The organism is Micromonospora sp. NPDC049114, from assembly GCF_040648635.1.
Classification (GTDB): Bacteria; Actinomycetota; Actinomycetes; order Mycobacteriales; family Micromonosporaceae; genus Micromonospora.
Genome location: NZ_JBEZEA010000010.1, coordinates 165,189 through 191,076 on the forward strand (window position 1 = coordinate 165,189; position 25,888 = coordinate 191,076).

The window sequence follows — 25,888 nt, forward strand, 5'->3', positions numbered from 1 at the left end:
TTACCGGCGGTCGCGGGGCCGGCCGAGACTTGCCGCGTGAGCGAACACCACACCCGAGCCGAACTGTTCCGATCCCTGCACACCCCCGGGTCACCGCTGGTCCTGGTCAACGCCTGGGATGCCGCGAGCGCCCGCGTCGTTGCCGCCGCCGGCGCCCGCGCGGTGGCCACCACCAGCGCCGGCGTCGCCTGGAGTCTCGGGGCGTCCGACGGAGACATCCTCGGCCGCGACGCGGCCGTCGACCTGGTCCGCCGGATCACCGCCTCGGTGTCGCTGCCGGTCACCGCGGACATCGAGTCCGGGTACGGGATGACACCGGCGGAGGTCGGCGTGACCACCCGGGCCGTGCTCGACGCCGGTGTCGTCGGCGTGAACATCGAGGACGCCCGACGCGAGGGCGGCCCACCACTGCGCGACGTGCCCGACCAGTGCGCCCGGATTGGCGCGGTGCGCGGCGCGGCCGACGCCGCGGGTCTGCCGCTGTTCGTCAACGCCCGGATCGACACGTTCCTCAGTGGCGCCGACGACGTCGCCGAGACCCTGGACCGGGCCACCGCCTATCTCGCCGCCGGCGCGGACGGCATCTTCGTGCCCGGGGTGGTCGACCCGGCGACCATCGGCGCGCTGGTGCGGGCGGTGCCGGCGCCGCTGAACGTGCTCGCCGGGCCGGGTGCGCCGCCGGTGGGGGACCTGGCCCGGCTCGGTGTGGCCCGGGTGAGCCTCGGCTCGTCGATCGTGCAGGCCGCGTACGCGGTTGCCCGCCGGGCGGCGGACGAGGCCCTCGGTGCGGGCACGTACGACGCGCTGGCGGACGCCCTCGACTACGGCACGCTCAACGCCCTCATGCGGTGAACGGGGCGGGCAGCGTCAGGTGTCTCCCGTGGCGCGGGGGGCACGGACAACGCCGGGCCGGCCGCCTCTGTCGAGGTGGCCGGCCCGGATGTTCCGCTAATTCCGTCAGTGGTCGCCGGTGTCGTGTCACAGCGGCGGGGCGATGTCCCGCCGCTCCTCGACCCGGCGGTACTCGACCGGCTCCTCGACCCGGCGGTACTCCACCGGCTGCTCGGTGGCCACGGGAACCGCCTGGCGACGGCGACCCCAGATCAGCGTGGTCATGATCAGGCCGAGCACGCCGGCGCCCATCAGGATCCAGCCGACCACGTCGAGGTCGATGCCGCCGACGCTCGCGTCGAGCGCGAAGGTGAGGATCGCGCCGAGCGCGATCAGGAAGATGCTGGTGCCGATACCCACGACAGCCTCCTTAGGGGGTGTGGTGCGCTGTCGAGGTCCCTCAGTACCCCGGCGGCGACCAGCGCAATCGTCGCCGCCCAGGGTCGTGCGCCCGCCGATCTTGGCATCGGGTAGAGTTTGCCGCGTCGCCGACGTTCGTCGGGGACGTGCGGACGTAGCGCAGCTGGTAGCGCATCACCTTGCCAAGGTGAGGGTCGCGGGTTCGAATCCCGTCGTCCGCTCGCGATTTCGCCTCGACGGGCTTGAGCTCCCGGATCGGGCGGAAACCACGGGCGATTGGCGCAGTGGGAGCGCGCTTCCTTGACACGGAAGAGGTCACTGGTTCAAACCCAGTATCGCCCACCAGTAAAGAACGGCTCGTCATCGCATCCTCGATGACGAGCCGTTCTTGCCGTGCTGACACCACCGAGGCCCCGACGCCCGGCAGACCGCGGCAATCCGGTTGTGACGCCGGTGGGTCGTTGCGAGACTCGGTCCCGTGCCTGCCCCGGACCGTTTCCGCGCCGCCGTACGCGTCTGGGCGGCCGGCGGTCCGGACGCTGCGACCGCCGCCGACACGGCCCGGGAGTCGGCGGCCGGCCTGCGTACCGTCGTGCTCGTCGAGGGGGTCAGCGACCAACGTGCCGTGGAGGCGCTGGCCGAACGACGGCACCGCGATCTGGCCGCCGAGGGGGTGTGCGTGGTGCCGCTCGGAGGCGCGATGAGCGTCGGTCGGTACCTGCGGCTCTTCGGCACGCAGGGCCTCGCCGTGACCGTGCGGGGGCTGTGTGACGAGGCCGAGGAGGGCTTCTTCCGCCGGGGCCTGGAGCAGGCGGGTTTCGGTGCCGGCCTGAGCCGGTCGGCGATGGAGGCGCTCGGCTTCGGTGTGTGCGTGACAGACCTGGAGGACGAGCTGATCCGCGCGCTCGGCAGCGACGGCGTCGAGCGGGTCATCGCCGAGCAGGGCGACCTGGCCCGCTTGCGCGTGTTCCAGAACCAGCCCGCCCAGCGCGACCGCTCGGTCGAGCGGCAACTGAGGCGCTTCCTCGGGACGATGAGTGGCCGCAAGGCCCGCTACGCGGGGGCGCTCGTGCGCGCTCTCGACCCGGGCGCCGTGCCCCGCCCGCTGGACCTGCTGCTCGCCAATTGACCGGCCCGAGCCCGGTAGCCGGCCCGAGCTCGGGTGCCGGCCCGATCCGGCAGCGCCTGGACGTTGGGGCGGGGTTCTGCCGAGGGCAGATCCGCTCGCGGTGAACAGGAACGCCACGCGACGCAGCCACCCGGCAGGGTGGAGCACATGAGATTGCTGGTGTTGGGCGGTACGGGTTTCGTGGGCGGCGCGACTGTCGCCGAGGCGGTTCGCCGGGGCTGGTCGGTGACGGTGTTCAACCGGGGGCTGCACGGGGCGGTCCCGCCGGGCGTACACCGGTTGCGGGGTGACCGGAGCGCGCCGGACGGGCTGGCGGCGCTCGCGGACGGCGAGTGGGATCTGGTGGTCGACACCTGGGACGGCGCTCCGCGCGCCGCGCGCGACGCTGCCCGTGCCCTGGTCGACTCCGTCGGGCACTACACCTACGTGTCCAGCGGCTCGGTCTACGCCGACCCGGTGGTGCCCGGCTCGGACGAGACCGCGCCGGTGGCCGACGCCGACCCGGACGCTGTCGACGGCGACTACCAGCACCTCAAGGCGGGGGCGGAGCGGGCGGTGCGGGAGGTCTTCGGTGACCGCGCGCTGATCGCCCGGGCCGGGTTGATCCTCGGGCCGGGGGAGGACATCGGCCGGCTGCCCTGGTGGCTGAGCCGCACGGCGCGGGGCGGCGACGTGCTCGCCCCCGGCCCGGCCGAGCTGCCGATCCAGTGCATCGATGTGCGCGACCTGGCCGGCTGGATGCTGGACCAGGGCGCCCGACGGCGGGGCGGGACGTTCAACGCGGTCAGCCTTCCCGGGCACTCCACAATGGGTGAGCTGCTCGGCGAGTGCGTGGCCGTCACCGGTTCCGGCGCCCGGCTGCGCTGGACCGACCCCGAGTCCATCCTCGCCGCCGGGGTGGAGCCGTGGAACGAGCTGCCGATCTGGTTGCCGCTCGGGCATCCGTACCGCTGGCTGCTGGAGCGGGACACCAGCCGGGCCCACGCGGCGGGGTTGACCTGCCGGCCGGTGGCCGAGACGGTGGCGGACACGTGGCGGTGGCTGCGGGAGGTGGGCACGGTCCCGCCGCGCGCCGGCAGGCCCGGCCGCGGTTCGGTCGGCCTGGACCCGGCCCGGGAGGCCGCGCTGCTCGCCGCCACCGAGCCGGCGGCGAGCTGACCGGCGGTCGCCGGCTCATTTGTGTGAAGCGATCGACGGCCATTGTCCGGTGACGGCGGGTGCGGCCGCAGTGATCATTGCGGGCTAGTACCCCATTTGTTATCACGGGCGGTAGCGGACATAGACAAACCTCTTAGCCAGTCCTACAGTTCGGCCGACTAGTTCTCATCAGCACGGGGGAAACGTGATGACCACTGGCCGCTGGCTGCTGCCTGCCCACCTCAAGAGACGCTCCCTACTCGTCGTCGCAAGCGCGGTCGCGCTTGTCGGCACATCCGTCGCGGTGCCCGCGCAGGCCGCACCGGCCGCGGCGCCGAAGCCGTCGACAGGCATCTCCGAGGCGGCCGACTCCGCCTCGGCCTCCGCCGCCGCCCGCCGCTCCGGTGAGCGGGTGGAGGTCGCGTCGGCGCGCACCGAACTGACGCAGGTGTTCGCCAACCCGTCCGGGGGCTTCACGGCAGAACTGGCGGTCGTGCCGCAGCAGGTCAAGCGCCCCGACGGCTCGTGGGCGGTCGTCGACCTCGCGCTCCGTCGGGGTGCGGACGGCTGGCGGCCGACGGCGTCGGTAGCGGACGTGCGGTTCTCCGACGGTGGTGATGCCGCCGCGGTGGTCCTGTCCCGCAACGGCAGGTCGTTCTCCCTGTCCTGGCCGGGTGGTCTACCCCGTCCCTCGGTGTCCGGTGACTCGGCCACCTACGCGGACGTGCTGCCCGGCACGGACCTGGTGCTGCGGGCCACCCGGACCGGGTTCACCCACGTCCTCGTGGTCAAGACTCCGGAGGCGGCGGCGAACCCGCGTCTGCGGGAACTCCGCTTCGACCTGGGCGGCGACGCCCGGGTGGTGCGGGGTCGGGACGGTCGTCTGTCGGCCCTCGCCGGCGATGAGGTTCTCGCCGCCGCCGACAGCGCCGTAATGTGGGACTCCCGCGCCGGTGTCGCGCCGTCGGGCCAGCGATCGGCGACGTCCTCGGCCGGGGACGCCACGTCGGCGGGTGGGTCGTCGTCCGACCTCTCGTCGTCGGCGGCGCCGGGTGACGGAGCGCGCGTCGCGGCCGTCAACGTCGGCGTCGACGGCGGTGACCTGGTCCTGCGCCCGGACGCCGCGCTGCTGGCGCCGGCCGGCGCCACCTTCCCGGTCTACATCGACCCGGCCTGGTCCACCGGCAAGTCGCGGTGGGCGTACTCGACGAACAACAACAGCAACAACACGGACACCTCGGTGGCCCGGGTCGGTCGTGACCCGGAGTCCGGCAAGCTGTACCGGTCCTACTTCGACTTCCCGTTGACCAGCGTGCGGGGCAAGCACATCGAGTCCGCGTACGTGCAGATGAAGCTGGACCACTCCTGGTCGTGCGGCAACACGCCGACCTACATGTACCACTCGGGCGGCATCGCCTCGACCCCGCGCACCAACTGGGCGCCGAAGCTGATCGGCCTGAAGTCCTCGGTCAGCTCACACGCCAACGAGGGCTCGGGATGCTCCGACTCGCCGCAGCCGGACATGACCGTCAACTTCCAGGGGTCCGCGGTGACCAGCGTGATCCAGTCCTCCGCGACGAGCAACGCCACCAACATCACCTTCGGCTTCTGCGCGTGCAGCGCCACTGACGGGTCGGGCGAGTCCACCACCGACCGGTGGAAGAAGTTCTTCCCCGGCAACGCCAAGCTGGTGGTCGACTTCGACGCCATCCCGGGCAAGCCGACCAATCTGCAGGCCGCCGGTGTCGCCTGCCCGGTCAACACGACGCTCGTCATCGGCACCCTGAAGCCGACGTTCTCCGCGATCTTCCCGGACGCCGACAGCACCCAGGCGCTGTCGACCGGGTACGAGTGGGTCCAGGTGCCCAGCAACGGCGTGATCGATGCGTCGACCCCGCGCCGGTCGGCTCCCGCCGGGGCATCCGTCCCCGCCGGAGGCCGATCGACGACTGCCGCCGTGACCGCCAGCGAAGGTGTGACGTACGCGTTCCGCGCCAAGGCCACCGACCCTGCCCCGTACAGCCGGACCAGCGTCTGGTCGGACTGGTGCAAGTTCATGGCGGACACCAAGGTCCCGCCGGTGACCGCGACGCTGACCTCCGGGACAGCGATGCCGGGCAGCACGGCGACCTTCGTGATCAGGTCCACCGACACCACTGTGACGAAATTCCGGTACGGCTGGGTCGACCCGCCCGTCACCGAGATCGCGGCGAGCAGCGGCACGTGGACAGATCCGCCGAACCCCACTGTCAACGTGAAGCAGGCGACGGTGTCGCTCGTGGTGCCCAAGTACGGATTGAACACTCTCTTCGTGTCGGCGACCGACGGCGCCGGCAATGTCGGCCACGGTTCGCGGGAGTTCACCGCGCTTCGGCCGGCGCCCGCGGCGGCCCGCTGGGGTCTGGAGACCTACCCCGGTGTCACGGCGTCGGAGGCGCTCGATGACCGGCAGCAGTCGCCGCCCTCCGGCAGGACCCCGCTGTCCTCGGGCAGCGTCTCCTGGACCGGTGACCTGCGGCTGATCCGTGGCGAGACCGCCTCGTTCAACGGCACCTCGTCCAACCTGGCCACCTCCGGACCGGTGGTGGACACCACGAAGTCGTTCAGCGTCGCGGGTTGGGTGCGCCTCGGGGCGCTTCCCACCACGGCGGACATGGCGGTCGCCGCCCAGGCCGGCACCAGCACCGTCGGGCTCCAGCTGGGCACCCGGCTGGAGGGTTCCCCGGCGACGCCGCGCTGGTCGTTCATGATGAAGGACAGCGACCTGCAGACCAGTTCCACCCGCGCAGCGGTCAGCTCCGCCCTGACAACTGCTGACGTCGGACGGTGGACGCACCTCGCCGGTGTCTACGACAAGACCGCCGGGAAGATCCGGCTCTACGTCAACGGCACACTCACCGCCGAGACGGATCGGACCGCGACCGCGTGGAGCGCCGGCGGCCCGTTCAGCCTCGGGCGGGGCTGGGCCTCGGGTGCCCCGGTGAACTGGCTGAAGGGCAACCTGGCCGACGTGCAGGTGTACGACCGTGTCCTGGTCGACCACGACTTCACCGGTCAGCTCGCCGAAGATCCGGATTCCGGGGGCTTCGACGAGCCGGGAATGCTGTCGGCGATCAGAGTGGGTGAATGGGGCTTCGGCAACGGCATGGCGTGTTACGTGGAGTCGACGGACCCCACCCTGTGCAGCGCGCCGGAGGACGGCCAGTTCGGCCGCAGGCTGGCCCTGACTGCCGGCGCCGACTTCGGCTCCCTCTCCGATGACAAGTTCCTCTCGCTGGACCGGCAGGGCATCGACGACCCAGCCCAGGAGACCGTGGAGTACGGGCGCTCGCAGGACAATCTCGCCGAGCCGCAGAACCCAATCTGGCAGGACGGCCGGGTGCTGCGTACGGACCAGTCCTTCTCGGTGTCCGTCTGGGTGCGACCCGACGCGCAGGCACTGGGCACCATGACCGCCGTCAGTCAGGCCGGCACCAAGCAGTCGGCGTTCTACCTCGGCCAGCGCGCCATCGCGGTCGGCACCACCACCGAGTACCGGTGGTGTGTCAGCGTCTTCGGCGTCGACTCCGATGTCACCACGGGTCAGACCGCGGCGGTTCCGATGGCGTCGAGGGCCCTGACGGAGGACGACTGGGCTCGGTGGACGCATCTGGTCGCTGTCTATGACGCGTCCCGACGCGAGATCCGGCTGTATGTCAACGGGAAGCAGGAGGGCATCAAGAGTTTCAGCACCGGCACCTTCACCGGTGCTTTCGACGCGACCGGTCCGCTCGTTGTCGGTGCCGCCCGTTTCACTCCGTCGGGAAGTACGCCGCGGTGGTCCGACCTCTGGCGGGGCGACATCGACAAGCTCGGCCTCTACCAGGGCGCGCTTACCGACGTGGCGGTCAAGACGCTCTTCGACGCGGAGTCGCCGGCGTCGGTGGAAGCACCCGAGGACTGACCGCACTCCGGCCCCTGACCCAACCCCGCACGTCGACCTCGTCCGTGGAGGCATGGTGACCCCCTACCCAAAAACTCGTCGTCAAACTCTGCATATGCCGCATAACGTCGGCAAGGCCCTCCTGGCCGGACTGCTCAGCACCGCCTTGGTAATCATGGGAGCGTCGGTTCCGGCGCAGGCCGCGCCGGGCGGCCCCAAGCCCGGGACCGGCCAACGAGAGAAGCTCGACAAGGACGGCGGCCCGGCGGTCGGTCGTGCCCGGACGACGAAGGCCGTACCGAACGCCAAGCCTGCCGCGCCCGTGTGGCCCGGCCCGGGCAGTGCGACGGTGACCCTGCTGACGGACGGCGCGGCAGGCGCGGCAGGTCAGCGCCGCTCCTCGTCCTCGGCGGTGCCCGCTGGTGCCCTGCCGGTGTCGGTCCAGCGGGCGACCGGCCCCGCAGGCGCCCGGACCTCGGCGGTCTCCGTTCAACTGCTGGACCGCGCGGCCGTGCCGGCCCGGTGGCGCGACGGACTGATGTTGCGGATCGGCGACGCCGGTCAGGCCGCCGCCCGGTCAACGACACCCGCTCAGCCCGGCGCGGCCACCGTCTCGGTGGACTACCGCGGTTTTCGGGACGCCTTCGGTGGCGACTGGGCATCCCGGCTGCGGCTGTGGCAGGTCCCGGAGTGCGCACTGCGCGACCCGCAGCGGGCCGAGTGCGCGGCCAAGCCCCTGATCTCCACGAACGACGGCGCCTCGGTGACCGCCGACGTGCCGGTGGCCGCCGACAGCGCGGCGGCACGGACCGCCGGGCAGGCCGGGACGCTCGTCGCGCTCGCCGCGGGCAGCTCGGGTCCGGAGGGTGACTTCTCCGCGACCCCGATGGCGGCCAGCGCCACCTGGTCGGCGGGCACGTCGACCGGCGGCTTCTCCTGGTCGTACCCCATGCGGATGCCGCCGGGCATCGGCGGCCCGGCACCGAGCCTCGGCCTCTCCTACAGCTCGGACGCGGTCGACGGCCAGTCCGACGCGTCGAACAGCCAGCCGTCGTGGGTCGGTGAGGGCTTCAGCCTCTGGTCCGGCTACATCGAGCGCAGCTACGTGCCGTGCGCCGACGACATGAGCGGCGGCAACAACAGCTCCAACCGCACCGGGGACCAGTGTTGGCGCTCCGACAACGCGACGATGTCGCTGAACGGTCGGGGTGGCGAACTGATCTTCGAGGCCGGCAAGGGCTGGCACAGCCGCAACGAGGACGGCACGAAGATCGAGAAGTTGACCGGCACCGCCAACGGTGACGACGACGGTGAGTACTGGAAGGCGACCACGCCCGACGGCACGCAGTACTTCTTCGGCCGCAACACGCTGCCCGGCCAGAGCGCCACCACCGAGTCCGCCTGGACCGTCCCGGTCGCCGGCAACCACGCGAACGAACCGTGCAACGGCTCCTCGTTCGCCTCGTCGTTCTGCAACCAGACCTGGCGGTGGAACCTCGACTACGTCGTCGACCCGCGCGGCAACACCCTGTCGTACTGGTACGAGAAGGAATCCAACTACTACGCCAAGCTCGCCACCTCCACCAACAAGGCGTCCTACGTCCGCGGCGGATCGCTGCGGCGGATCGACTACGGCACCTGGGACCGCAGTTCCACCGACCGCTCGGTCAAGCCCCTGGCCCAGGTCGTCCTCGACGTCGCGGACCGCTGCGTGACCGACTGCTCGAACCGGGGCAACTGGAAGGACGTCCCCTGGGACCAGGAGTGCACGTCGGCCGCGGCGGACTGCAAGGAGAACTACGGTCCGACGTTCTGGACGACCAAGCGGCTCTCGACGGTCACCACGCGCGTCTGGGACACCACGAAGACCACGCCGGACTGGCAGCCGGTGGACTCGTGGACGCTTACGCACTCCTACCCGCCGGTCGGTGACGGGAGCGATCACGCGGGCATGTGGCTGACCTCGCTGGTGCACAGGGGCCTGGTCGGGGGCACCGTCGTCATACCACCGGTGACCTTTGAGCCGGTGTCGATGCCGAACCGGGTGTTGACCAAGAACAACACCAGCAACAACCGGATGCGCATCGGCAACATCTTCACCGAGACCGGAGGGCAGATCCAGGTCACGTACAGCCAGGCCGACTGCAAGAGCAACAGCCTTCCGTCGTCCCCGTCGTCCAACACGCGCCTCTGCTACCCGGTGGTCGGCCCCGACCCGTACCTGCCCGGCACGGAGCTCACCGAGTACTGGCACAAGTACGTTGTCACGCAGGTGTCCGAGTCCGACATCAAGGTGATGGCCGGCGGCACCGACCACGGCCAGCCGGTGCAGAACACCTACTACACCTATCTGGGCGCTCCCGCCTGGCACTACGCCGATGACAACGGGCTGGTGCAGCCGAAGCGCAAGACCTGGAACCAGTTCCGCGGCTTCGGTCAGGTGGAGGTCCGAAAGGGTGACGCGCCGGCCCAGACGCTGACGCGTACGACGTTCCTGCGCGGCATGCACGGTGACCGGGCGGCGCCGTCCGGCGGCACCCGTAGCGTCACCGTCGGCGCCTCGCTCGGCAGCGAGACCGTGTACGACGAGGACCAGTTCGCCGGGATGGTCCGTGAGCAGGTCGTCTACAACGGCGTCGAGAACAAGCCGGTCAGCAAGACGGTCAACGTGCCCTGGCGATCGAAGGCGCTCGCGACCCGCACCATCAACAAGGACGTGGTCTCCGCCCACTACACGAACACCCGGGTCACCTACGAGGCGGTGGCGTTGGGAGTCAACGGGGCATCCGGCTGGCGGACCGGACGTACGGTGACGGACTTCGACGACGACTACGGCAGCACGAAGTCGGTCCAGTCCGATGGCGACGTCGGCAAGACCGGTGACGAGACGTGCACGACCTACCTCTACAACCGCAACACCGGCGCGAACCTGCTCGAGACGGTCAAGCAGATCACCGTCAAGGCCCTGCCGTGTGCCACCGCCCCGACCAGCCAGGACGACATCGTCGCGGACGAGCGGAAGTTCTACGACGGCGCGACGAGCGTCGACGCCGCGCCGACCCGGGGTGAGGTCACCCGGATCGACCGGCTGGGGGACTGGTCCGCCGCCGGCGGCACCGTCTGGCAGACCATCAGCCAGGCCACCTTCGACGCCTACGGGCGTCCGGCGACCGCCACCGATGCCCGTGGCCGCACGGTGAAGACGGTGTACACCCCCGCGACCGGTGGACCCGTCACGAGCGTGACCACCCGGACGCCGGACCCGAACGGCGGCACCGTCGACTGGGAGAACACCATCGAGGTACGCCCCTACTGGGGTCAGCCCATCCGCACCAGGGACTACAACGGCAAGCAGGCCGACCTGGTGTACGACCCGATGGGTCGGCTCGCCAAGGGCTGGAAGGTCGGCTGGCCGCAGGCGGATCACCCGAACAGCCCGTCGGTCGAGTACACGTACTACTACGCGCCCAACCGGGACGCCTACCCGTACACGAAGAGCCGGGCTCTCAACGCCGGCGGCGGGTACCTGACGTCGTACGAGATCAAGGACGCCTTCCTGCGGCCCCGCCAGACGCAGGCCGCCGGGGTGGGCGGCGGCCGGGTCGTCACCGACACCCTCTACGACGCGACCGGCCGGGCCGTGACCTCCTACCAGGCCCACGCCGAGCCGGGCACGCCCGACGGCGCGCTCTGGTGGGAGCCGGAGTGGTCGGTGCCGGCGTTGTCCAAGGCGCTCTACGACAACGCCTCTCGCCCCACCGACCAGGTGTTCTTCGGCACCGACGGTGTCACCAACCTGGTCGAGAAGTGGCGGACCAGGACCGAGTACCTCGGCGACGCCACGAAGGTGACCCCGCCGACGGGTGGCACCGTCACCACCACCACTACCGATGTGCAGGGCCGCACGGTGGAGCTGCGGCAGCAGACCGACCGGACGCAGGTCACGCCGGACCACGTCACGACCTACGCCTACAACCGCAAGGGTCAGCTCACCCTCGTCAAGGACACCGCCGGGAACGAGTGGGTCAACACGTACGACGTCAAGGGTCGCCAGACGAGCGCGAAGGACCCGGACAAGGGCGTCACCACGACCACCTTCACCCAGTACGACCAGGTGGAGACGGTCACCGACGCCAACGGTGTGCTCGTCAACGAGTACGACTCGTCGGGGCGGCGCAAGGGTCTCTACGCCGGCAGCGTGAGCGCCGCCAACAAGCTGGCCGAGTGGAAGTACGACAAGCTCTACACCGGTCAGGTGGTTCGCGGGCAGCTCACCGAGAGCATCCGCTACGAGTCGGCCGGGTCCTCGAACGCCTACAAGTGGCAGGTGCGCGGCTTCAGTGACCGCTACCAGCCCACCGGCACCAACTACGTCATCCCGACCAACGAGGTGGCGAGTCTCGCCGGCACCTGGACCTACGGCTACGAGTACTCGCCCTACGACGGCAGTCCGACGGCTGTCACCTATCCGGCCGGCGGTGGTCTGACCACCGAGAAGGTGCAGACCACGTACGACTCGACGACCGGCCTGCCCACCGAGCTGACCACGAACCTGATCAACGTGGGTCGGTACGTGATCGGCCAGCAGTACACCCAGTACGGCGAGCCGACGCTCACCACCCGCAAGACCGACGGCGGCGTGTACGTCGAGGACAACACCTACTACGACCTCACGACCCGGCGCGTCGACCGGGTGACGGTCACGCCGGAGACCGCCGCCGGCACGGTGGTCGACACCGACTACGAACACGATGCCGCCGGCAACATTCTCTGGATCAAGGACACCCCGCAGGTCGGCGCCGCGGACACCCAGTGCTTCCGCTACGACGACCTGCGCCGGATGACCAACGCGTGGACGCCCAAGGCGGGTGTCGACTGCAAGACGGCTCCGAGCACGGCCAACCTGGGTGGGCCGGCGCCCTACTGGCACGAGTGGACCGTCGACGCGGTCGGCAACCGCAGCACGGAGAAGGTACACACGGCGGCGGGGGACACCACCCGTACCTACACGTCGCCGGCGAGCGGCAAGAACGCCGTACGGCCGCACTCGGTCACCTCGGTTCTCACCGAGGCGCCCGGTCAGGCCGCAGTCACCACCCAGTACGCCTACGACAACGTCGGCAACATGACCTGCCGGCCGGCGGCCGCCACGGCGAACAACTGCGCCAACGGGACCAACTCGCAGACGCTGAAGTGGAACACCGAGGGCAAGCTCGCCTCGGTGAGCGCCGGCGGGCAGACCGTCGAGACCAACATCTACGACGCCGAGGGCGCGCGTCTGATCCGTCGCGACGCCACCGGAAGCACGCTCTACCTGCCGGGCCAGGAGATCCGGCGCGACAACAACTCCGTCGTCACCGGCACCCGCTACTACAGCTTCGCCGGCAGGACGGTCGCCAACCGTACGCCGAGCGCCCTGACCTGGCTCTACTCGGACCACCAGGGCACCCAGCAGACCGGCGTCAACGCGGCGTCCCAGGCGGTCACCGTCCGCCGGCAGACACCGTACGGTGACCCGCGCGGCACCCAGCCGCAGTGGACGAACAGCAAGGGCTTCGTCGGAGGCGACAAGGATCCGACGGGTCTGACCAACGTCGGAGCCCGCCAGTACGACGCCGGTATCGGACGGTTCATCTCCGTCGACCCGGTGCAGGACCTCGCCGACCCGCAGCAGTGGAACGCGTACGCCTACAGCAACAACAACCCGATCACGTTCTCCGACCCGAGCGGCCTGCGAGCCTGCTCCGACGACGCCTGCGGTCCGGGCGCCGACTACGAGGACATGTACGGCAACTACGTCGAGGTCAAGGGCGACAACGACGGTTGCGGTGGTAGCTGCGGCGACGACGACTGGGCCGAAGCCCGCGCCGCGCACGAGGCCGGTGGCGGCAACGGCGGCGGCAGCAAGGGCGGCAAGGGCGGCGGCAAGAACGGTGGCCCCACCGACGAGGAGATCAAGCGGGCCAAGGAGGTCAAGAAGCAGAACGCCATCTCGATCATCATCCAGGCCGGCGGTGAGCTGCTGCTCGACTTCTTCGGCATCAACGACATCCTGGACTGCATCCACGGCGATCTGATGGCCTGTGCCTTCACCCTCGCCGGCATGCTGCCCGTGGGTAAGGCCCTCCAGTTCCTGCGCAAGGCCAAACCGATGGCCAAGACGATCACCAAGGCCGGCAGGGCGCTGTTGAAGTGGACCCAGGAGACGAAGTGGGCCGACGACGTCCTCAAGGCGGCCGAGAGCTGCCTGACGAAACGGCACAGTTTCGCGCCGGGGACGAAGGTGGTGCTGGCCAACGGCGGCTACAAGGCCATCGAGGAGTTGCGCGAGGGTGACCTGGTCCTCGCCACCGACCCGGAGACCGGGAGGACCGAGGCTCGCGAGGTCACCAGGACACACCGCAACGAGGACGCGGACCTGACGGATCTGACGGTCAAGGCCGACGGCGCCGAGGCGACGGTCATCAAGACCACCCAGCACCACCCGTTCTGGAGCGAGGACCGCAAGGACTGGATCGACGCGGCCGACGTCCAGGTCGGTGAGGCGCTGCGCGCGCTCGGCGGCACGGCGATCACGGTCCAGGCCGTGCGCTCGTACGCCGGACTGGAGGCGATGCACGACCTCACGGTCGCCGACATCCACACGTACTACGTGGTGGCTGGTGCCACGCCAGTCCTCGTGCACAACTGCGGCGTGGGACGGGATCTCCTGGGCAATGATGCCGACCACATCCTTGAGGGGCATGCGTGGCCGGGGTTGCCGGGGAAGTCTGCCTTCCCCAAGGAGTGGAGCGACGATGAGGTCCTGGACGCCGTCGCAGATGTGCTCACCGACCCGCAGAGTACGCGCAGCTGGAAGACCGGGTCCGCCCATTACGCTGAGAAGACCCTCCGTACGAGGAAGGGTGATCCCGCCGTTCAGGAGATAATCGGGGAGGTGCGAGGAGTGGTGATCGAGGTCCGTTTCGAACCACTTACCGGTAAGGTCCTCACCGCCTTCCCGAGATGATGAGGGCAATATGGAGAGATACCAATACCTGCGTTCTCTCATCTCGGGTCTTCTCGACGAATCTCCGTTGACGTCGACGGAGGTCATCGCCGATGTCCGTCATCTGATGAGCGTGGGCGAGGAGGAATTGGCCTTCGACACGATGTGCTCGTGGCTGTACGAGGATGATCTCCCGATCACCTCCGCCTACTACGAGCGTCTCGTGTCAGCCGCGAAGGAACTGGGAACGCTGAAGTCGATCAACAAGCTGGACGAGCTCATCGCGGACTAGTGGGGTTCGGGAGGCTGTTCGCCCGGCGGGCGTGCGGCGACCGGAGCAGCGGTCGGTGAGGTCGGGTGGGCTCTCGTGGTCAGCGAGCCCACCCGACCGATCACCGTCGGGGGCGAGCCTGAACCGCAGGCTCACCGGCTGCCGACGGGTTGGACCAGCACCTCGTCGACTCCCCGGCGCGGGGTGGGTCGGCCCGGCTGGCCGTACCCGATGCGCAGCACCATCTGCGGCGTGCCGAACCGCCCCAGCGACACCCGTAGCTGCTCCCGCGCGGTCGGCACCTCGATCGGCTGGGACAGCATCGACACGCTCAACCCGGAGTCGGTGGCGGTGAGCAGCACCCGTTGCAGGGCCTGCCCGGCGACCACCTGGTCGATGGCGGTGTTGCCGACCGAGCCGAGCACCCCCACCAGCGGTTCGGGTTCGAAGTCGCGCCCCGGCGCGCGGTCGCGCCCACCGAAGCCGCGCGCCGGCAGCACGTCCTGCGGCTCGTGCTGCGGGCCGCCCGCCGAGGTGGGTACGCCGTCCGGCGCGGGCTCATGCCGCAGCCACAGCTCCCGCTCGGCGCGGTACGCCGGGTCGCGCTCCAGCACCCGGTGCGCGCTGCGGGCGATCTCGCCGAACGCGTTCACCGCGCTCACGCCGACCAGCAGCTCCAGCCAGCACCCCTCGGCGCGGGCCGCGTCGCCGAGCCGCCACCGCGCGTCGGACGGCACCGGGTCCGGCCAGAACGGCAGCCGGTTGCTGTACCGGCGGGGGATGGCCACGTGCAGGCTCTGCTCGGCGGGTGTGGGCCGGCGCGGGATGTCCGGCACCAGCCGGGCCAGCAGATCCGGCTCGGACGGGTCCGGGCGCAGCCGCACCTGGGCGGGAACGCCGGCCACGGCCAGCGCGATCCGCAGGTTGAACAGGGCGGCGCCGCACGCGACCCGTACGCCCCAACCGCTCGGATCGGTCGCCGGCAGCCGGCGGGTCGGGTCGGCCAGCACCTCGATGCCGCCGTCGCGCAGCCGGAACCGCCACGGCTGCGTGTTGTGCAGTGACGGCGCCCGGACCGCGTCCGCGGCGGCGGCCCGCAGGTGGGCTGTGGTGTAGCCGATGTCCATGGCGGTGCTCCCTTCCGGTGGGCCGGCCGTCGAGCCGCGACGGCTGGCGCACTCCCACGGTCCGCCCACCGGGTGGGTGCCGAGCAGGGCCGTACGTCCCGATCCACCGGGCCCGACCGCCCGGGCCGAGACCACCCGGGTCGGGACCTCCCGGGTGGCGACCACCCGGAGCCCGGGCGGGTCGGGACCTTCGGCCCGTGCACCCGTCGCTCGGCACCTGTAGAAACGAGGGATGATCCGCGTCTTCCTCCTCGACGACCACGAGGTCGTCCGCCGTGGCCTGGCCGACCTGCTGCAGAGCAGCGGGGACATCGAGGTGGTCGGCGAGTCCGGCTCCGCGCAGGAGGCGTCCCGCCGCATCCCGGCCCTGCGGCCCGACGTGGCGATCCTCGACGCCCGCCTGCCCGACGGCAACGGCATCGACGTGTGCCGCGACATCCGGGCCGTCGACTCGTCCATCAAGGGCCTGATCCTCACCTCGTACGAGGATGACGAGGCGCTGTTTGCCGCGATCATGGCGGGGGCCGCCGGGTACGTGCTCAAGCAGATCCGCGGCACCGACCTCGTCGACGCGGTGCGCCGCGTCGCGGCCGGGCAGTCCCTGCTCGACCCGGCGATCACCACCCGGGTGTTGGAGCGCATCCGCAACGGCGTCGAGCAGCCGCGCGAGTTGAAGTCGCTCACCGAGCAGGAGCGGCGGATCCTGGAGTACGTGGCCGAGGGGCTGACCAACCGTGAGATCGCGGGAAAGATGTTCCTCGCCGAGAAGACGGTGAAGAACTACGTCTCCAGTGTGCTGGCCAAGCTCGGCCTGGAGCGCCGCACCCAAGCCGCCGTCCTGGCCACCCGGCTGCTGGGTAAGACGCCCTGACCCGGCCCGCGCCGGTCAGTCCCGCAGGGGCACCGACCAGCACAGCTCGGTGCCGTGCGGAACGGCCGGGCGGATCGTGAAGATGCCGCCGAGGCGGTCGGCGCGTTCCCGCAGGTTGACGAGGCCACCGCGGGCGGCGGCCGGGTCGCAGCCCACCCCGTCGTCGGTGACCGTCACGCTGACCTGACCGGCGTCGACGCGTACGGCCACGTCGACGCGGGTGGCCCGCGCGTGCCGGACGGTGTTGGACAGCGCCTCGCGCAGCACGGCGGTGAGATCCGGGCGGATGGTGTCCGGCACGGCGCTGTCCACCGGGCCGGTCACCTCCAGGTGCGGCTTGAAGCCCAGCGACTCGGCGGCCAGCTCGATGGCCTCGCGGATCTCGGTGCGCAGCGCGGCGGTCATCGGCGTCCGCAGCTCGAAGATGGTGCGCCGGATGTCGCGGATGGTGGCGTCGAGGTCGTCGACGGCCGCGTTGATACGTCTGGCGACCTCGGGGCGGGTCATCATCGGCGCGGCGCTCTGCAACTGCAGGCCGGTGGCGAAGAGTCGCTGGATCACCACGTCGTGCAGGTCGCGGGCGATCCGTTCGCGGTCCTCGAGGACCACCAGCAGCTCTCGTTCCTCCTGGCCGCGGGCCCGTTCCATGGCCAGCGCCGCCTGACCGGCGAAGCTGCCGAGCAGCGCCACGTCCTCGTCGCTGGCGCCGCCGCCGCGCTCGGGCCGGTGCGCCACGATCAGCACGCCGTGCAGAGTGTCGGCGGTGGCCAACGGCGAGACGATCGCGGGGCCGGTGTGCAGCAGCGCCGGCCACGGCGCGGCGTGGGCCAGGTCGTCCACCTGGTCGTGCCGGCCCTCGGCGACGGCCGCCCCGAAGCTGGTGTCGGCGGCCGGCAGGACCGCCCCGACCAGCGCCCGGGCCCGCTCGTCGACGCCGTCGACGACCTCCACGGTGAACTGCGCGGACTCGCTGTCGTGCAGCAGCACCAGCGCCAGCTCCGCCTCGGCGACCTCCCGGGCGCGTCGGGCGACAAGCGCCAACGCGTCGGTGCGGCGTACCTCACCGAGCAGCACAGTGGTGATCTCGGCGGTCGCGGCGAGCCAGCGTTCCCGCCGGTGGGCCAGGGCGTACAGGCGGGCGTTCTCGATGGCCACACCGGCGGCGGCCGCGAGCGCGACGACGATCTCCTCGTCGTCCTCGGTGAACTGCGCGCCGCCCTGCTTCTCGGCCAGGTAGAGGTTGCCGAACACCTGCTCCCGGATGAGCACCGGCACGCCCAGGAAGCTGTGCATGGGCGGGTGGTTGGCGGGGAAGCCGTAGGAGCGCGGGTGCTGGGTGATGTCCGGCATGCGCAGCGGGCGCGGATCGTCGATGAGCAGGCCGAGCACGCCCCGCCCGTGCGGCAGGTCGCCGATCTGCGCGTGCTGCTCGGGCGTGATGCCGTGCACGATGAAGTCGTGCAGCAGATGGTCCGGGCCGACCACGCCCAGCGCGCCGTACCGGGCGCCGACCAGCTCGCAGGCCGCCTGCACGATGCGGCGCAGGGTGGTGCGCAGATCCAGGTTGGTGCCGATGCCGACGACCGCGTCGAGCAGCGCCCGCAGCCGCTCCCGGCTGGTCATCACCTCCCCGACCCGGTCCAGCATCTCCTGGAGCAGTTCGTCGAGGCGGACCCGGGACAGGGGGCTCAGCCCGAGCGACGGCGTCACCGGGGACTCCGGGCGGGGCTGCGGAACGCTGCTGGTCACCGCGCGATCGTAGCGCCGGCGTACACCGTCGATCTGCCCCCGTCAGGCCCGCTCGCCGCGCACCGCTGAGGTGTCCACCACCTGCTCGCCGGACAGTCGCGGGGTGTGCGGTGGGCCGGCGTGTGCCGGGTCCGCGATCCCCATGCGCAGCACGAGGTACGGGTAGCCGATGCCGGCAAGCATCTGGCGCAGGGTCTGCCGGGTGCCCGGGACCTCCACCACCGCGCTGAGCGGCACCATCGACACGCCGAGTCGGGTGGCGGTCAGCCAGGCGGCGGAGAGGGCTTCACCGGCGCGCAGCCAGCTGTCCCGCTCGTCCTCGTCGCCGTGCAGCAGCGCGTACACCGCCGCGCGGTCGTGACCGGGGCCGACCGGCAGGCTGCCGGGGCGGCCGAAGTCGCGGGCCGGCACGGTCGTCTGCGGCGGCTGCTCGGGCAGCACCTCGGCCGGCAGGCCGGTGCCGGCGCCAGCCCGGCTGGTCCAGTACGCCAGTTCGGCGCGCAGCTCCGGGTCCTCGGCCTCGACCGTGTCGGCGTGCCCGGCCGTGGAGGCCAACTCCAGCACCTGGTCGCGGTCGAGGACCTGGAGTCGGCCGCCCTCGGCGGTGACCGCTCGCGCGATCTCCCCGATCGCGTCGGTGGGCACCGGCTCGTCGCTGACCGGCCGCCGGTCGGTGTGCCGCACCGACATGCACTGCACCATGCGCATGGCGTCCGGGTCGGCGGCCGTCCGGCTCAGGTCGGTCAGGCGTGCCAGCAGGCTGGGGTCGTTCGGGTCGGGCAGGCGCCGCACCACCGCGCGCCAGCCCTCGGCGGCGAGTGCCAGCCGGGCGTGGTGCAGGGCGGCGCCGCAGCTGATCGCCAGGAGTCGTCCCTCCGGATCGCTGGCGGTGAGCTGCCGGTCGGCGACCGTGTGCAGCTCCAGCGCGTCGGGGAGCACCCGCCAGCGCCACGGCTGCGTGTTGTGCACCGAGGGGGCGTGGCCGGCGGTGGTGGCGGCCTCCGCCAGCGCGGTCGTCAGCTGACTGTCCTGACTCATCGTCACGACCTTTCCGTCTCTGCCCATCGTGCCTCACCTGGCGTGGTCGCGCGGTGTGTTGCCGCTCCATCCTGCGGCATCGGCCGGGGGCGTGCAGGGGCCAGAGGTCCCGACCGCGGCGGGTCGTTGCGCCTCCCCGGACGGGCCGGCCGACACCCGTCGCGCCGCCGCCCAGGGCGGGAAAAACCCTGCGGTGTGCCGTCGAGGAGGGTCGTGGGCTGCGACGATGCGCAGGTGGCAGCCGAGTCGACCGAGTGCGTGCCGGAGCGGCCGGCCCGCAGCCGCATCCGGCGGTGGGGAACGTGGACGCCGCTGGTCGGGCTGGGCGTCGCGGTGCTGGCGGGCGCGGCGCTGCGGATCGCGGGCCGCCCCGGCGCGGCCGACCTGATCTGGGCCGCCGTCACGGTGGCCGCGCTGCTGCCCGCCGTCTGGTCGATGCTGCGGGCGTTCTGGCACCGGCACTTCGGTGTGGACGTGATCGCCGTACTGGCCCTGGCCGGTGCGCTCGGCGTCGGCGAGTACCTGGCCGGGGCGGTGATCGCCGTGATGGTGGCGACCGGACGGTCGCTGGAGGCGTACGCGCAGCGCCGGGCGACGCGCGACCTGCGGGCCCTGCTGGAGCGGGCCCCGCGTACCGCGCGTCGGCGGGGGCCGGGCGGCACGATCGAGGTGGTGCCGCTGGACCGGGTGGCGGCGGCGGATCGGCTGCTGGTCGGGCCCGGTGACGTGGTGCCTGTCGACGGGACCGTCGACGAGGCGGCCACGCTGGACGAGTCGGTGGTGACCGGCGAGTCGCGGCTGGTCCAGCGGGCGGCGGGCGAGGCGGTGGCCAGTGGCGTGGTCAACGCCGGCGCGGGGTTCGGCATGCGGGCGACGAAGAACGCGGCGGAGAGCACGTACGCGGGGATCGTCCGGTTGGCCGAGGAGGCGACAGCCCACCGGGCCCCGATGGTCCGGCTCGCGGACCGGTACGCCGCCGCGTTCGTACCGTTCACGCTGGTGCTGGCCGGGCTGGCGTGGCTGCTCTCCGGCGACGTGGTCCGGGCGGTGGCGGTGCTGGTGGTGGCCACCCCCTGCCCGCTGCTGCTGGCCACCCCGATCGCGATCGTGTCCGGGTTGTCCCGGGTGGCCCGGCGCGGGGTGCTGGTCCGCGACGGTGGCGCGTTGGAGCTGCTCGGACGGGCCCGGACGCTGCTGGTGGACAAGACCGGCACGTTGACCGCCGGCCGCCCGCGTACCGCCGAGACGGTGGTCGCGCCGGGCGGTGACCGGGACGAGGTGCTGCGGCTCGCCGCGTCGGTGGAGCAGCTCTCCCCGCACGTGCTGGCCAGCGCCCTGGTCCGGCACGCCCGCGAGCGGGGGCTGGCGCTGACCGAGCCGACCGGGGTGACCGAGGAGCCGGGGCGCGGCGTCAGCGGCCGGGTCGACGGGCGGCTCATCCGGGTCGGGCAGCTCGCCGGCGCGCTGCCCGAGTGGGCCGACCGGGCGCGGTCCCGCACCGAGCTGGCCGGCTGGTCCGTGGTGTGGGTCAGCGACGACAGCGGCCCGCTCGGCGCGATCCTGCTGGAGGATCCGGTACGCCCCGACGCCCGCCGGACCGTACGCCGGCTGCGCGCGGCGGGGCTGCGGCGCATCGTGATGGTCACCGGCGACCGGCCGGCGACCGCCGCGCAGGTCGCCGAGGCCGTCGGTGTGGACGACGTGCTCGCCCGCTGCACGCCGCAGGAGAAGGTGGGCCGGGTCCGGGCGGAGGCCGACCGGGCCGTCACGGTGATGGTCGGTGACGGGGTGAACGACGCCCCGGCGCTGGCTCAGGCGCACGTCGGCGTAGCGATGGGCGCTACGGGCGCCAGCGCCTCCGCGGACGTGGCGGACGCGGTGCTCACCGTGGACCGGCTGGACCGGCTCGCCGACGCGGTCGAGATCGCCCGCTACGCACGCCGGATCGCCGTGCAGAGCGCCACCGTCGGGATGGGCCTCGCGGTGCTGGCGATGCTCGTGGCGGCGGTCGGCCGGCTGCCCCCGGTCGCCGGCGCGTTCCTCCAGGAGGGCATCGACGTGCTGGTGATCCTCAACGCGCTGCGGGCCCTCGGTGGTGGGCTGCGCCGACGGGACGTCCCGCCGCGTACCCGGGAGCTGCTCGCCCGCTACGCCGGGGAACACCAGGAGGTACGCGATGTGCTGGCCGGGCTGCGCGACACCGCCGACCTGGTCGCCACCGAGCCGGCCTCCCCGAGGTGCCTGCCGGCGGTACGCGAGACGCACCGCCGACTGACCGAACGGGTGCTGCCGCACGAGGCCGCCGAGGAACGGCAGCTCTATCCCGCCCTGGCCGACCCGCTGGGCAGCGGCGAGGCGACCTCGACGATGAGCCGGGCACACGTGGAGATCCGCCGACAGGTCGACCTGCTGGGCGCGCAGCTCGCCCAGACCGCCGACGGCCGGCTGCGCCCGGATCAGGTGCCCGACCTGCTCGCCACCCTCTACGGGTTGGACGCGGTGCTGCGTCTGCACCTGGCCCAGGAAGAGGAGGAGTTCTTCTCGCTCGACCCGTCCGACCCGGTGTCCGAACGCCGCTGAGAGCTGCCGCTCAGCGTTCGCGGACGACCGCGACCGGGCAGCCGGCGTGCTGGATCACCTGCTGGCTGACCGAGCCGAGCAGCATCCCGGCCAGCCCACCCCGGCCCCGACTGCCGACCACCACCAACTGCGCGGACCGGCTCGACTCGATGAGCGTCCCGGCCGGACTGCCCGCGACGAGGTCGAGCGTGATGTCCAGCTCGGGGAACGTCCGCCGCCACGGCTCCAGCGCCTCCTCGACGGCGGCCTGCTCGTCCGGCGCTCCGGCCGCCCCACCGGGGCCGGGGGTCCAGGCGTGCAGCACGCGCAGCGGCACCCGACGTTGGGCGGCCCGCTCGGCCGCGAACCCGAGCGCCACCAGCGACGGCTCCGAACCGTCCACCCCGACCGCCACCGGGGCCGGTGGCCCGCTGGCGGTCCCGTCGCGGACCACCACGACCGGGCAGTGCGCGTGCGCGGCGACCGCCACCGCCGTCGACCCGGCCAGCAGCCCGCCGAACCCGCCGTGGCCCCGGCTGCCGAGCACCAGCAGCCCCGCGTCGGTCGAGCGCTCCTGCAACACCAGGGCCGGCGGCCCGTCGTACACCTCGCTGGTGATCGTCAGGCCGGGGTGCGCGGCGGTGGCGTCCGCCGCGGCCTTGCGGACCAGGTCGTCCGCCTGCCGCCGGGCGGTGTCGTCCGGCCAGACGCCGGGCGCCACGCCCGGACCGACCCAACTGGCAACTGTCAGCCACTCGAAGACGTACGCCAGCCGCACCGGCTGGCCGCTGTGCTCGGCCTCGGCCAGCGCCCAGGTAAGGGCCACCGACGCGTCGGTGGAGCCGTCGTAGCCGACCAGGATCTCCGCGTCCCGCACGTCGTCCTCCTCAGGGGTTCATCGGGTCGGTCTCGCGGACCCAGCGCCACTCGGCGACCCGGGGGTCGTCCTCACCGTGTTCGCGCGTGTAGTCGCGGGCGGCCTGGCGCGCGTCGACCATCTGCTGGCGCAGGTGCGCGGCGCGGGCGCCGAGGCCGGGCACCCGGTCGATGACGTCGATGACCAGGTGGAACCGGTCCAGGTCGTTGAGCATCACCATGTCGAACGGAGTGGTGGTGGTGCCCTCCTCCTTGTACCCGCGCACGTGCAGGTTGTCATGGTTGGAGCGGCGGTAGGTCAGGCGGTGGATCAGCCACGGGTAGCCGTGGTAGGCGAAGATGACGGGCCGGTCCGCGGTGAAGATGGTGTCGAACTCCTTGTCCGGCAGGCCGTGCGGGTGTTCGGTGTCCGGCTGCAGGCGCATCAGGTCGACCACGTTGACCAGCCGCACCTTCAGCTCCGGCAGGTGCTCGCGCAGCAGCTCGGTGGCGGCCAGTGTCTCCAGGGTGGGCACGTCACCGCAGCAGGCCAGGACGACGTCCGGTTCGCTGCCGCCGTCGCTGCTGGCCCACTCCCAGATGCCCAGGCCGCGCCGGGTGTGCTGGATCGCCTCCTGCATCGTCAGCCAGTTCGGCGACGGCTGCTTACCGGCCACCACGACGTTGATGTAGTGCCGGCTGCGCAGGCAGTGGTCCATGGTGGAGAGCAGGGTGTTGGCGTCCGGTGGCAGGTAGACCCGCACCACCTCGGCCTTCTTGTTGACCACGTGGTCGATGAAGCCCGGGTCCTGGTGCGAGAAGCCGTTGTGGTCCTGCCGCCAGACATGGCTGGACAACAGGTAGTTCAGCGAGGCGAGGGGCTGGCGCCAGGGAATCGCCCGGGTCACCTTCAGCCACTTGGCGTGCTGGTTGACCATCGAGTCGACGATGTGGATGAACGCCTCGTAGCTGGTGAACACGCCGTGCCTGCCGGTCAGCAGGTAGCCCTCCAGCCAGCCCTGGCACAGGTGCTCGGAGAGCACCTCCATGACCCGGCCGTCGGGGGAGAGGTGGTCGTCGCCGGGGACGGTGCGAGCGACCCACGCCCGGTCGGTCACCTCGAAGGCGGCGCCCAACCGGTTGGACGCGACCTCGTCCGGGCCGAACAGCCGGAACGTCTGCGGGTTGGCGGTGATCACGTCACGGATCCACGGACCGAGCACCCCTGTCGCGCCGGCCATCGGCTGGCCCGGCTCGGGGACGTCCACGCCGTAGTCGCGGAAGTCGGGCAGGGTCAGGTCGCGCAGGACCACGCCGCCGTTGGTGACCGGGTTGGCGCTCATCCGTCGATCGCCGCGGGGCGGCAGCGTCCGCAGCTCGTCGACCGGGGCGCCGGTGGCGTCGAACAGCTCCTCCGGCCGGTAGCTGCGCAGCCAGTGCTCCAGCTCGTCCAGGTGGGCGGGGTTGTCGCGGACGCCCGACAGTGGCACCTGGTGGGCGTGGTACGTGCCCTCCACCTGGGTGCCGTCGACCTCGCGCGGGCCCGTCCAGCCCTTCGGCGTCCGCAGCACGATCATCGGCCAGCGGGGGCGCTCGACGACACCACCGGAACGGGCCCGCCGCTGGATCTCGGCGATCTCGTCCAGCGCCCGGTCCAGCGTCGCGGCGAGGGTGCGGTGCACCACGGCCGGGTCGTCGCCGGACACCACGTACGGCTGGTAGCCCGAACCCCGCATGATGTCGAGCAGGTCGGCCTCGGGGATCCGGGCCAGCACGGTCGGGTTGGCGATCTTGTAGCCGTTGAGGTGCAGGATGGGCAGCACCGCGCCGTCGCGGGCCGGGTTCAGGAAGACGTTGGAGAGCCAGCTGCCGGCCAGCGGCCCGGTCTCCGCCTCGCCGTCGCCGACGACGCAGGCCACCACGAGGTCCGGGTTGTCGAACGCGGCACCGTAGGCGTGGCTCAGGGCGTACCCGAGCTCGCCGCCCTCGTGGATCGAGCCCGGCACGTCCGCCGCGACGTGGCTGGGAATGCCGCCCGGGAAGGAGAACTGCCGGAACAGCCGGGCCATCCCGGCCTCGTCGCGCGCCACGTCGTGGTAGCGCTCCGACCAGGTGCCCTCCAGCCAGGTGTTGGCCACGATCGCCGGGCCGCCGTGCCCGGGGCCGGTGACCAGCATGGCGTTCAGGTCCCGGGCGACGATCACCCGGTTGAGGTGCGCGTAGATCAGGTTGAGCCCGGGGCTGGTGCCCCAGTGCCCGAGCAGCCGTGGCTTGATGTCGTCGGGGGTCAGCGGCTCGCGCAGCAGAGGGTTGCCCAGCAGGTAGATCTGCCCGACGGTGAGGTAGTTCGCGGCACGCCAGTAGGCGTCCAGTCGGCGCAGCTCGTCTTCGGTCAGAGGGCTGTGCAGGTCGATAGCGGAATCCATGCTGCGTAAGCCTCTCGCGAAATCGGGGACGTCGCGTCCGGTGTCCCGGGTTCTCCCGGCCACGTCCAGCTTCATCGCCGCCGAGAGGATGGGGCAGGGCCGTTGACCCCCACTGGTGCGGACGTGTGTCCCGCCTGGCGCGATGGAGGCCGGTCCGCGAACGGCCCCACCTCCCGGCGCCGCCCCTCTTCCCTGACCGAGGGTAGTCGCGTCGGTGCGTCGACGGGGTCGGATCGGCGGTGCGTGAAGGCCGCCGGGGAACGTGGTCCGCTCTGGCAGGACCCGTCGGTAGGCCCACCTCGGCTTGCGCTGCGTGGCGTGGCCGGGCCGGAGAGACCAACGATTGTGATCGATTCGAGACTTGTGGATCTATGAACTTTACACAAAGATCATTGATGTAAAGAACTGACGACCGACAACTGACGACGGACCATCGACGTACGTCGAGGCGAGTGTCGGATCCCCTACGTGTCCCAGGTCAGACAGCGGGTGGGCCTGGAAGTCCGGCGCCATGATCTGTCGGAGTCGACTTCCCGATTACACCCTGCGCGCCATGATCGGACAG

14 protein-coding genes and 2 tRNA genes are annotated in these 25,888 nt (G+C 71.7%); 10 read left to right on the forward strand and 6 right to left on the reverse strand.

The features are described from left to right. The first annotated feature begins 36 nt into the window (after positions 1-36). Positions 37-852: an isocitrate lyase/phosphoenolpyruvate mutase family protein gene (locus AB0B39_RS25315; RefSeq protein ID WP_357575563.1), complete on the forward strand. Its 816-nt coding sequence runs from the start codon at positions 37-39 to the stop codon at positions 850-852. Between the two features lie 126 nt (positions 853-978). Here AB0B39_RS25315 and AB0B39_RS25320 read toward each other — a convergent pair whose 3' ends face one another. Further along, the gene (locus AB0B39_RS25320; protein ID WP_234581604.1) at positions 979-1,251 is read right to left on the reverse strand and encodes a DUF6458 family protein; all 273 of its coding nucleotides are present in this window, start codon (positions 1,249-1,251) and stop codon (positions 979-981) included. Positions 1,252-1,399: 148 nt separating this feature from the next. On the opposite strand from AB0B39_RS25320, the gene AB0B39_RS25325 reads away from it, so the two are divergent. The 7 genes from AB0B39_RS25325 (at position 1,400) to AB0B39_RS25355 (ending at position 14,719) form a co-directional block, all read left to right on the forward strand. Next, positions 1,400-1,472, forward strand: a tRNA-Gly gene (locus AB0B39_RS25325). A 49-nt stretch (positions 1,473-1,521) separates the two neighbouring features. Beyond that, positions 1,522-1,596, forward strand: a tRNA-Val gene (locus AB0B39_RS25330). Between the two features lie 133 nt (positions 1,597-1,729). Continuing rightward, positions 1,730-2,380: a TOPRIM nucleotidyl transferase/hydrolase domain-containing protein gene (locus tag AB0B39_RS25335; protein WP_357575564.1), complete on the forward strand. Its 651-nt coding sequence runs from the start codon at positions 1,730-1,732 to the stop codon at positions 2,378-2,380. A 147-nt stretch (positions 2,381-2,527) separates the two neighbouring features. Then, complete coding sequence (locus AB0B39_RS25340) at positions 2,528-3,538, forward strand: reductase (protein ID WP_357575565.1); 1,011 nt, start codon at positions 2,528-2,530, stop codon at positions 3,536-3,538. Between the two features lie 187 nt (positions 3,539-3,725). Continuing rightward, entirely contained in the window at positions 3,726-7,460 is a 3,735-nt protein-coding gene (locus AB0B39_RS25345) for a LamG domain-containing protein (RefSeq protein WP_357575566.1), read from the forward strand. A gap of 94 nt (positions 7,461-7,554) precedes the next feature. After that, entirely contained in the window at positions 7,555-14,448 is a 6,894-nt protein-coding gene (locus AB0B39_RS25350; RefSeq protein WP_357575567.1) for a polymorphic toxin-type HINT domain-containing protein, read from the forward strand. Positions 14,449-14,458: 10 nt separating this feature from the next. After that, positions 14,459-14,719 (forward strand): MafI family immunity protein, encoded by a 261-nt coding sequence (locus AB0B39_RS25355; RefSeq protein WP_357495638.1) that lies wholly within the window; start codon positions 14,459-14,461, stop codon positions 14,717-14,719. Between the two features lie 131 nt (positions 14,720-14,850). On the opposite strand, the gene AB0B39_RS25360 is transcribed toward AB0B39_RS25355, so the two are convergent. Further along, positions 14,851-15,825 (reverse strand): nitroreductase, encoded by a 975-nt coding sequence (locus AB0B39_RS25360; RefSeq protein WP_357495636.1) that lies wholly within the window; start codon positions 15,823-15,825, stop codon positions 14,851-14,853. A gap of 232 nt (positions 15,826-16,057) precedes the next feature. Here AB0B39_RS25360 and AB0B39_RS25365 point away from each other — a divergent pair, with 232 nt between their 5' ends. Next, on the forward strand, positions 16,058-16,696 hold the full coding sequence (locus tag AB0B39_RS25365; protein WP_234581614.1) for a response regulator transcription factor: 639 nt from the start codon (positions 16,058-16,060) through the stop codon (positions 16,694-16,696). Positions 16,697-16,711: 15 nt separating this feature from the next. On the opposite strand, the gene AB0B39_RS25370 is transcribed toward AB0B39_RS25365, so the two are convergent. Then, positions 16,712-18,343, reverse strand: coding sequence for a GAF domain-containing sensor histidine kinase (locus tag AB0B39_RS25370; RefSeq protein ID WP_357495714.1), 1,632 nt, complete (start codon positions 18,341-18,343; stop codon positions 16,712-16,714). A gap of 144 nt (positions 18,344-18,487) precedes the next feature. Then, positions 18,488-19,510 (reverse strand): nitroreductase family protein, encoded by a 1,023-nt coding sequence (locus AB0B39_RS25375; protein ID WP_357575568.1) that lies wholly within the window; start codon positions 19,508-19,510, stop codon positions 18,488-18,490. A 207-nt stretch (positions 19,511-19,717) separates the two neighbouring features. Here AB0B39_RS25375 and AB0B39_RS25380 point away from each other — a divergent pair, with 207 nt between their 5' ends. Then, positions 19,718-22,063, forward strand: coding sequence for a heavy metal translocating P-type ATPase (locus AB0B39_RS25380; RefSeq protein WP_357575569.1), 2,346 nt, complete (start codon positions 19,718-19,720; stop codon positions 22,061-22,063). A 10-nt stretch (positions 22,064-22,073) separates the two neighbouring features. On the opposite strand, the gene AB0B39_RS25385 is transcribed toward AB0B39_RS25380, so the two are convergent. Both AB0B39_RS25385 and AB0B39_RS25390 read right to left on the reverse strand, forming a co-directional pair. After that, complete coding sequence (locus AB0B39_RS25385) at positions 22,074-22,919, reverse strand: universal stress protein (protein ID WP_234581616.1); 846 nt, start codon at positions 22,917-22,919, stop codon at positions 22,074-22,076. A gap of 10 nt (positions 22,920-22,929) precedes the next feature. Then, on the reverse strand, positions 22,930-25,323 hold the full coding sequence (locus AB0B39_RS25390) for a phosphoketolase family protein (protein ID WP_357575570.1): 2,394 nt from the start codon (positions 25,321-25,323) through the stop codon (positions 22,930-22,932). Positions 25,324-25,888: the final 565 nt, after the last annotated feature.

Bases quoted from the DNA above. Each gene is read 5' to 3' on its own strand.
- AB0B39_RS25340 (WP_357575565.1), top strand. From the start codon at position 2,528: ATGAGATTGCTGGTGTTGGGCGGTACGGGTTTCGTGGGCGGCGCGACT.
- AB0B39_RS25345 (WP_357575566.1), top strand. From the start codon at position 3,726: ATGACCACTGGCCGCTGGCTGCTGCCTGCCCACCTCAAGAGACGCTCC.
- AB0B39_RS25350 (WP_357575567.1), top strand. From the start codon at position 7,555: ATGCCGCATAACGTCGGCAAGGCCCTCCTGGCCGGACTGCTCAGCACC.
- AB0B39_RS25355 (WP_357495638.1), top strand. From the start codon at position 14,459: ATGGAGAGATACCAATACCTGCGTTCTCTCATCTCGGGTCTTCTCGAC.
- AB0B39_RS25360 (WP_357495636.1), bottom strand. From the start codon at position 15,825: ATGGACATCGGCTACACCACAGCCCACCTGCGGGCCGCCGCCGCGGAC.
- AB0B39_RS25365 (WP_234581614.1), top strand. From the start codon at position 16,058: ATGATCCGCGTCTTCCTCCTCGACGACCACGAGGTCGTCCGCCGTGGC.
- AB0B39_RS25370 (WP_357495714.1), bottom strand. From the start codon at position 18,343: ATGCTGGACCGGGTCGGGGAGGTGATGACCAGCCGGGAGCGGCTGCGG.
- AB0B39_RS25375 (WP_357575568.1), bottom strand. From the start codon at position 19,510: ATGGGCAGAGACGGAAAGGTCGTGACGATGAGTCAGGACAGTCAGCTG.
- AB0B39_RS25390 (WP_357575570.1), bottom strand. From the start codon at position 25,323: ATGGATTCCGCTATCGACCTGCACAGCCCTCTGACCGAAGACGAGCTG.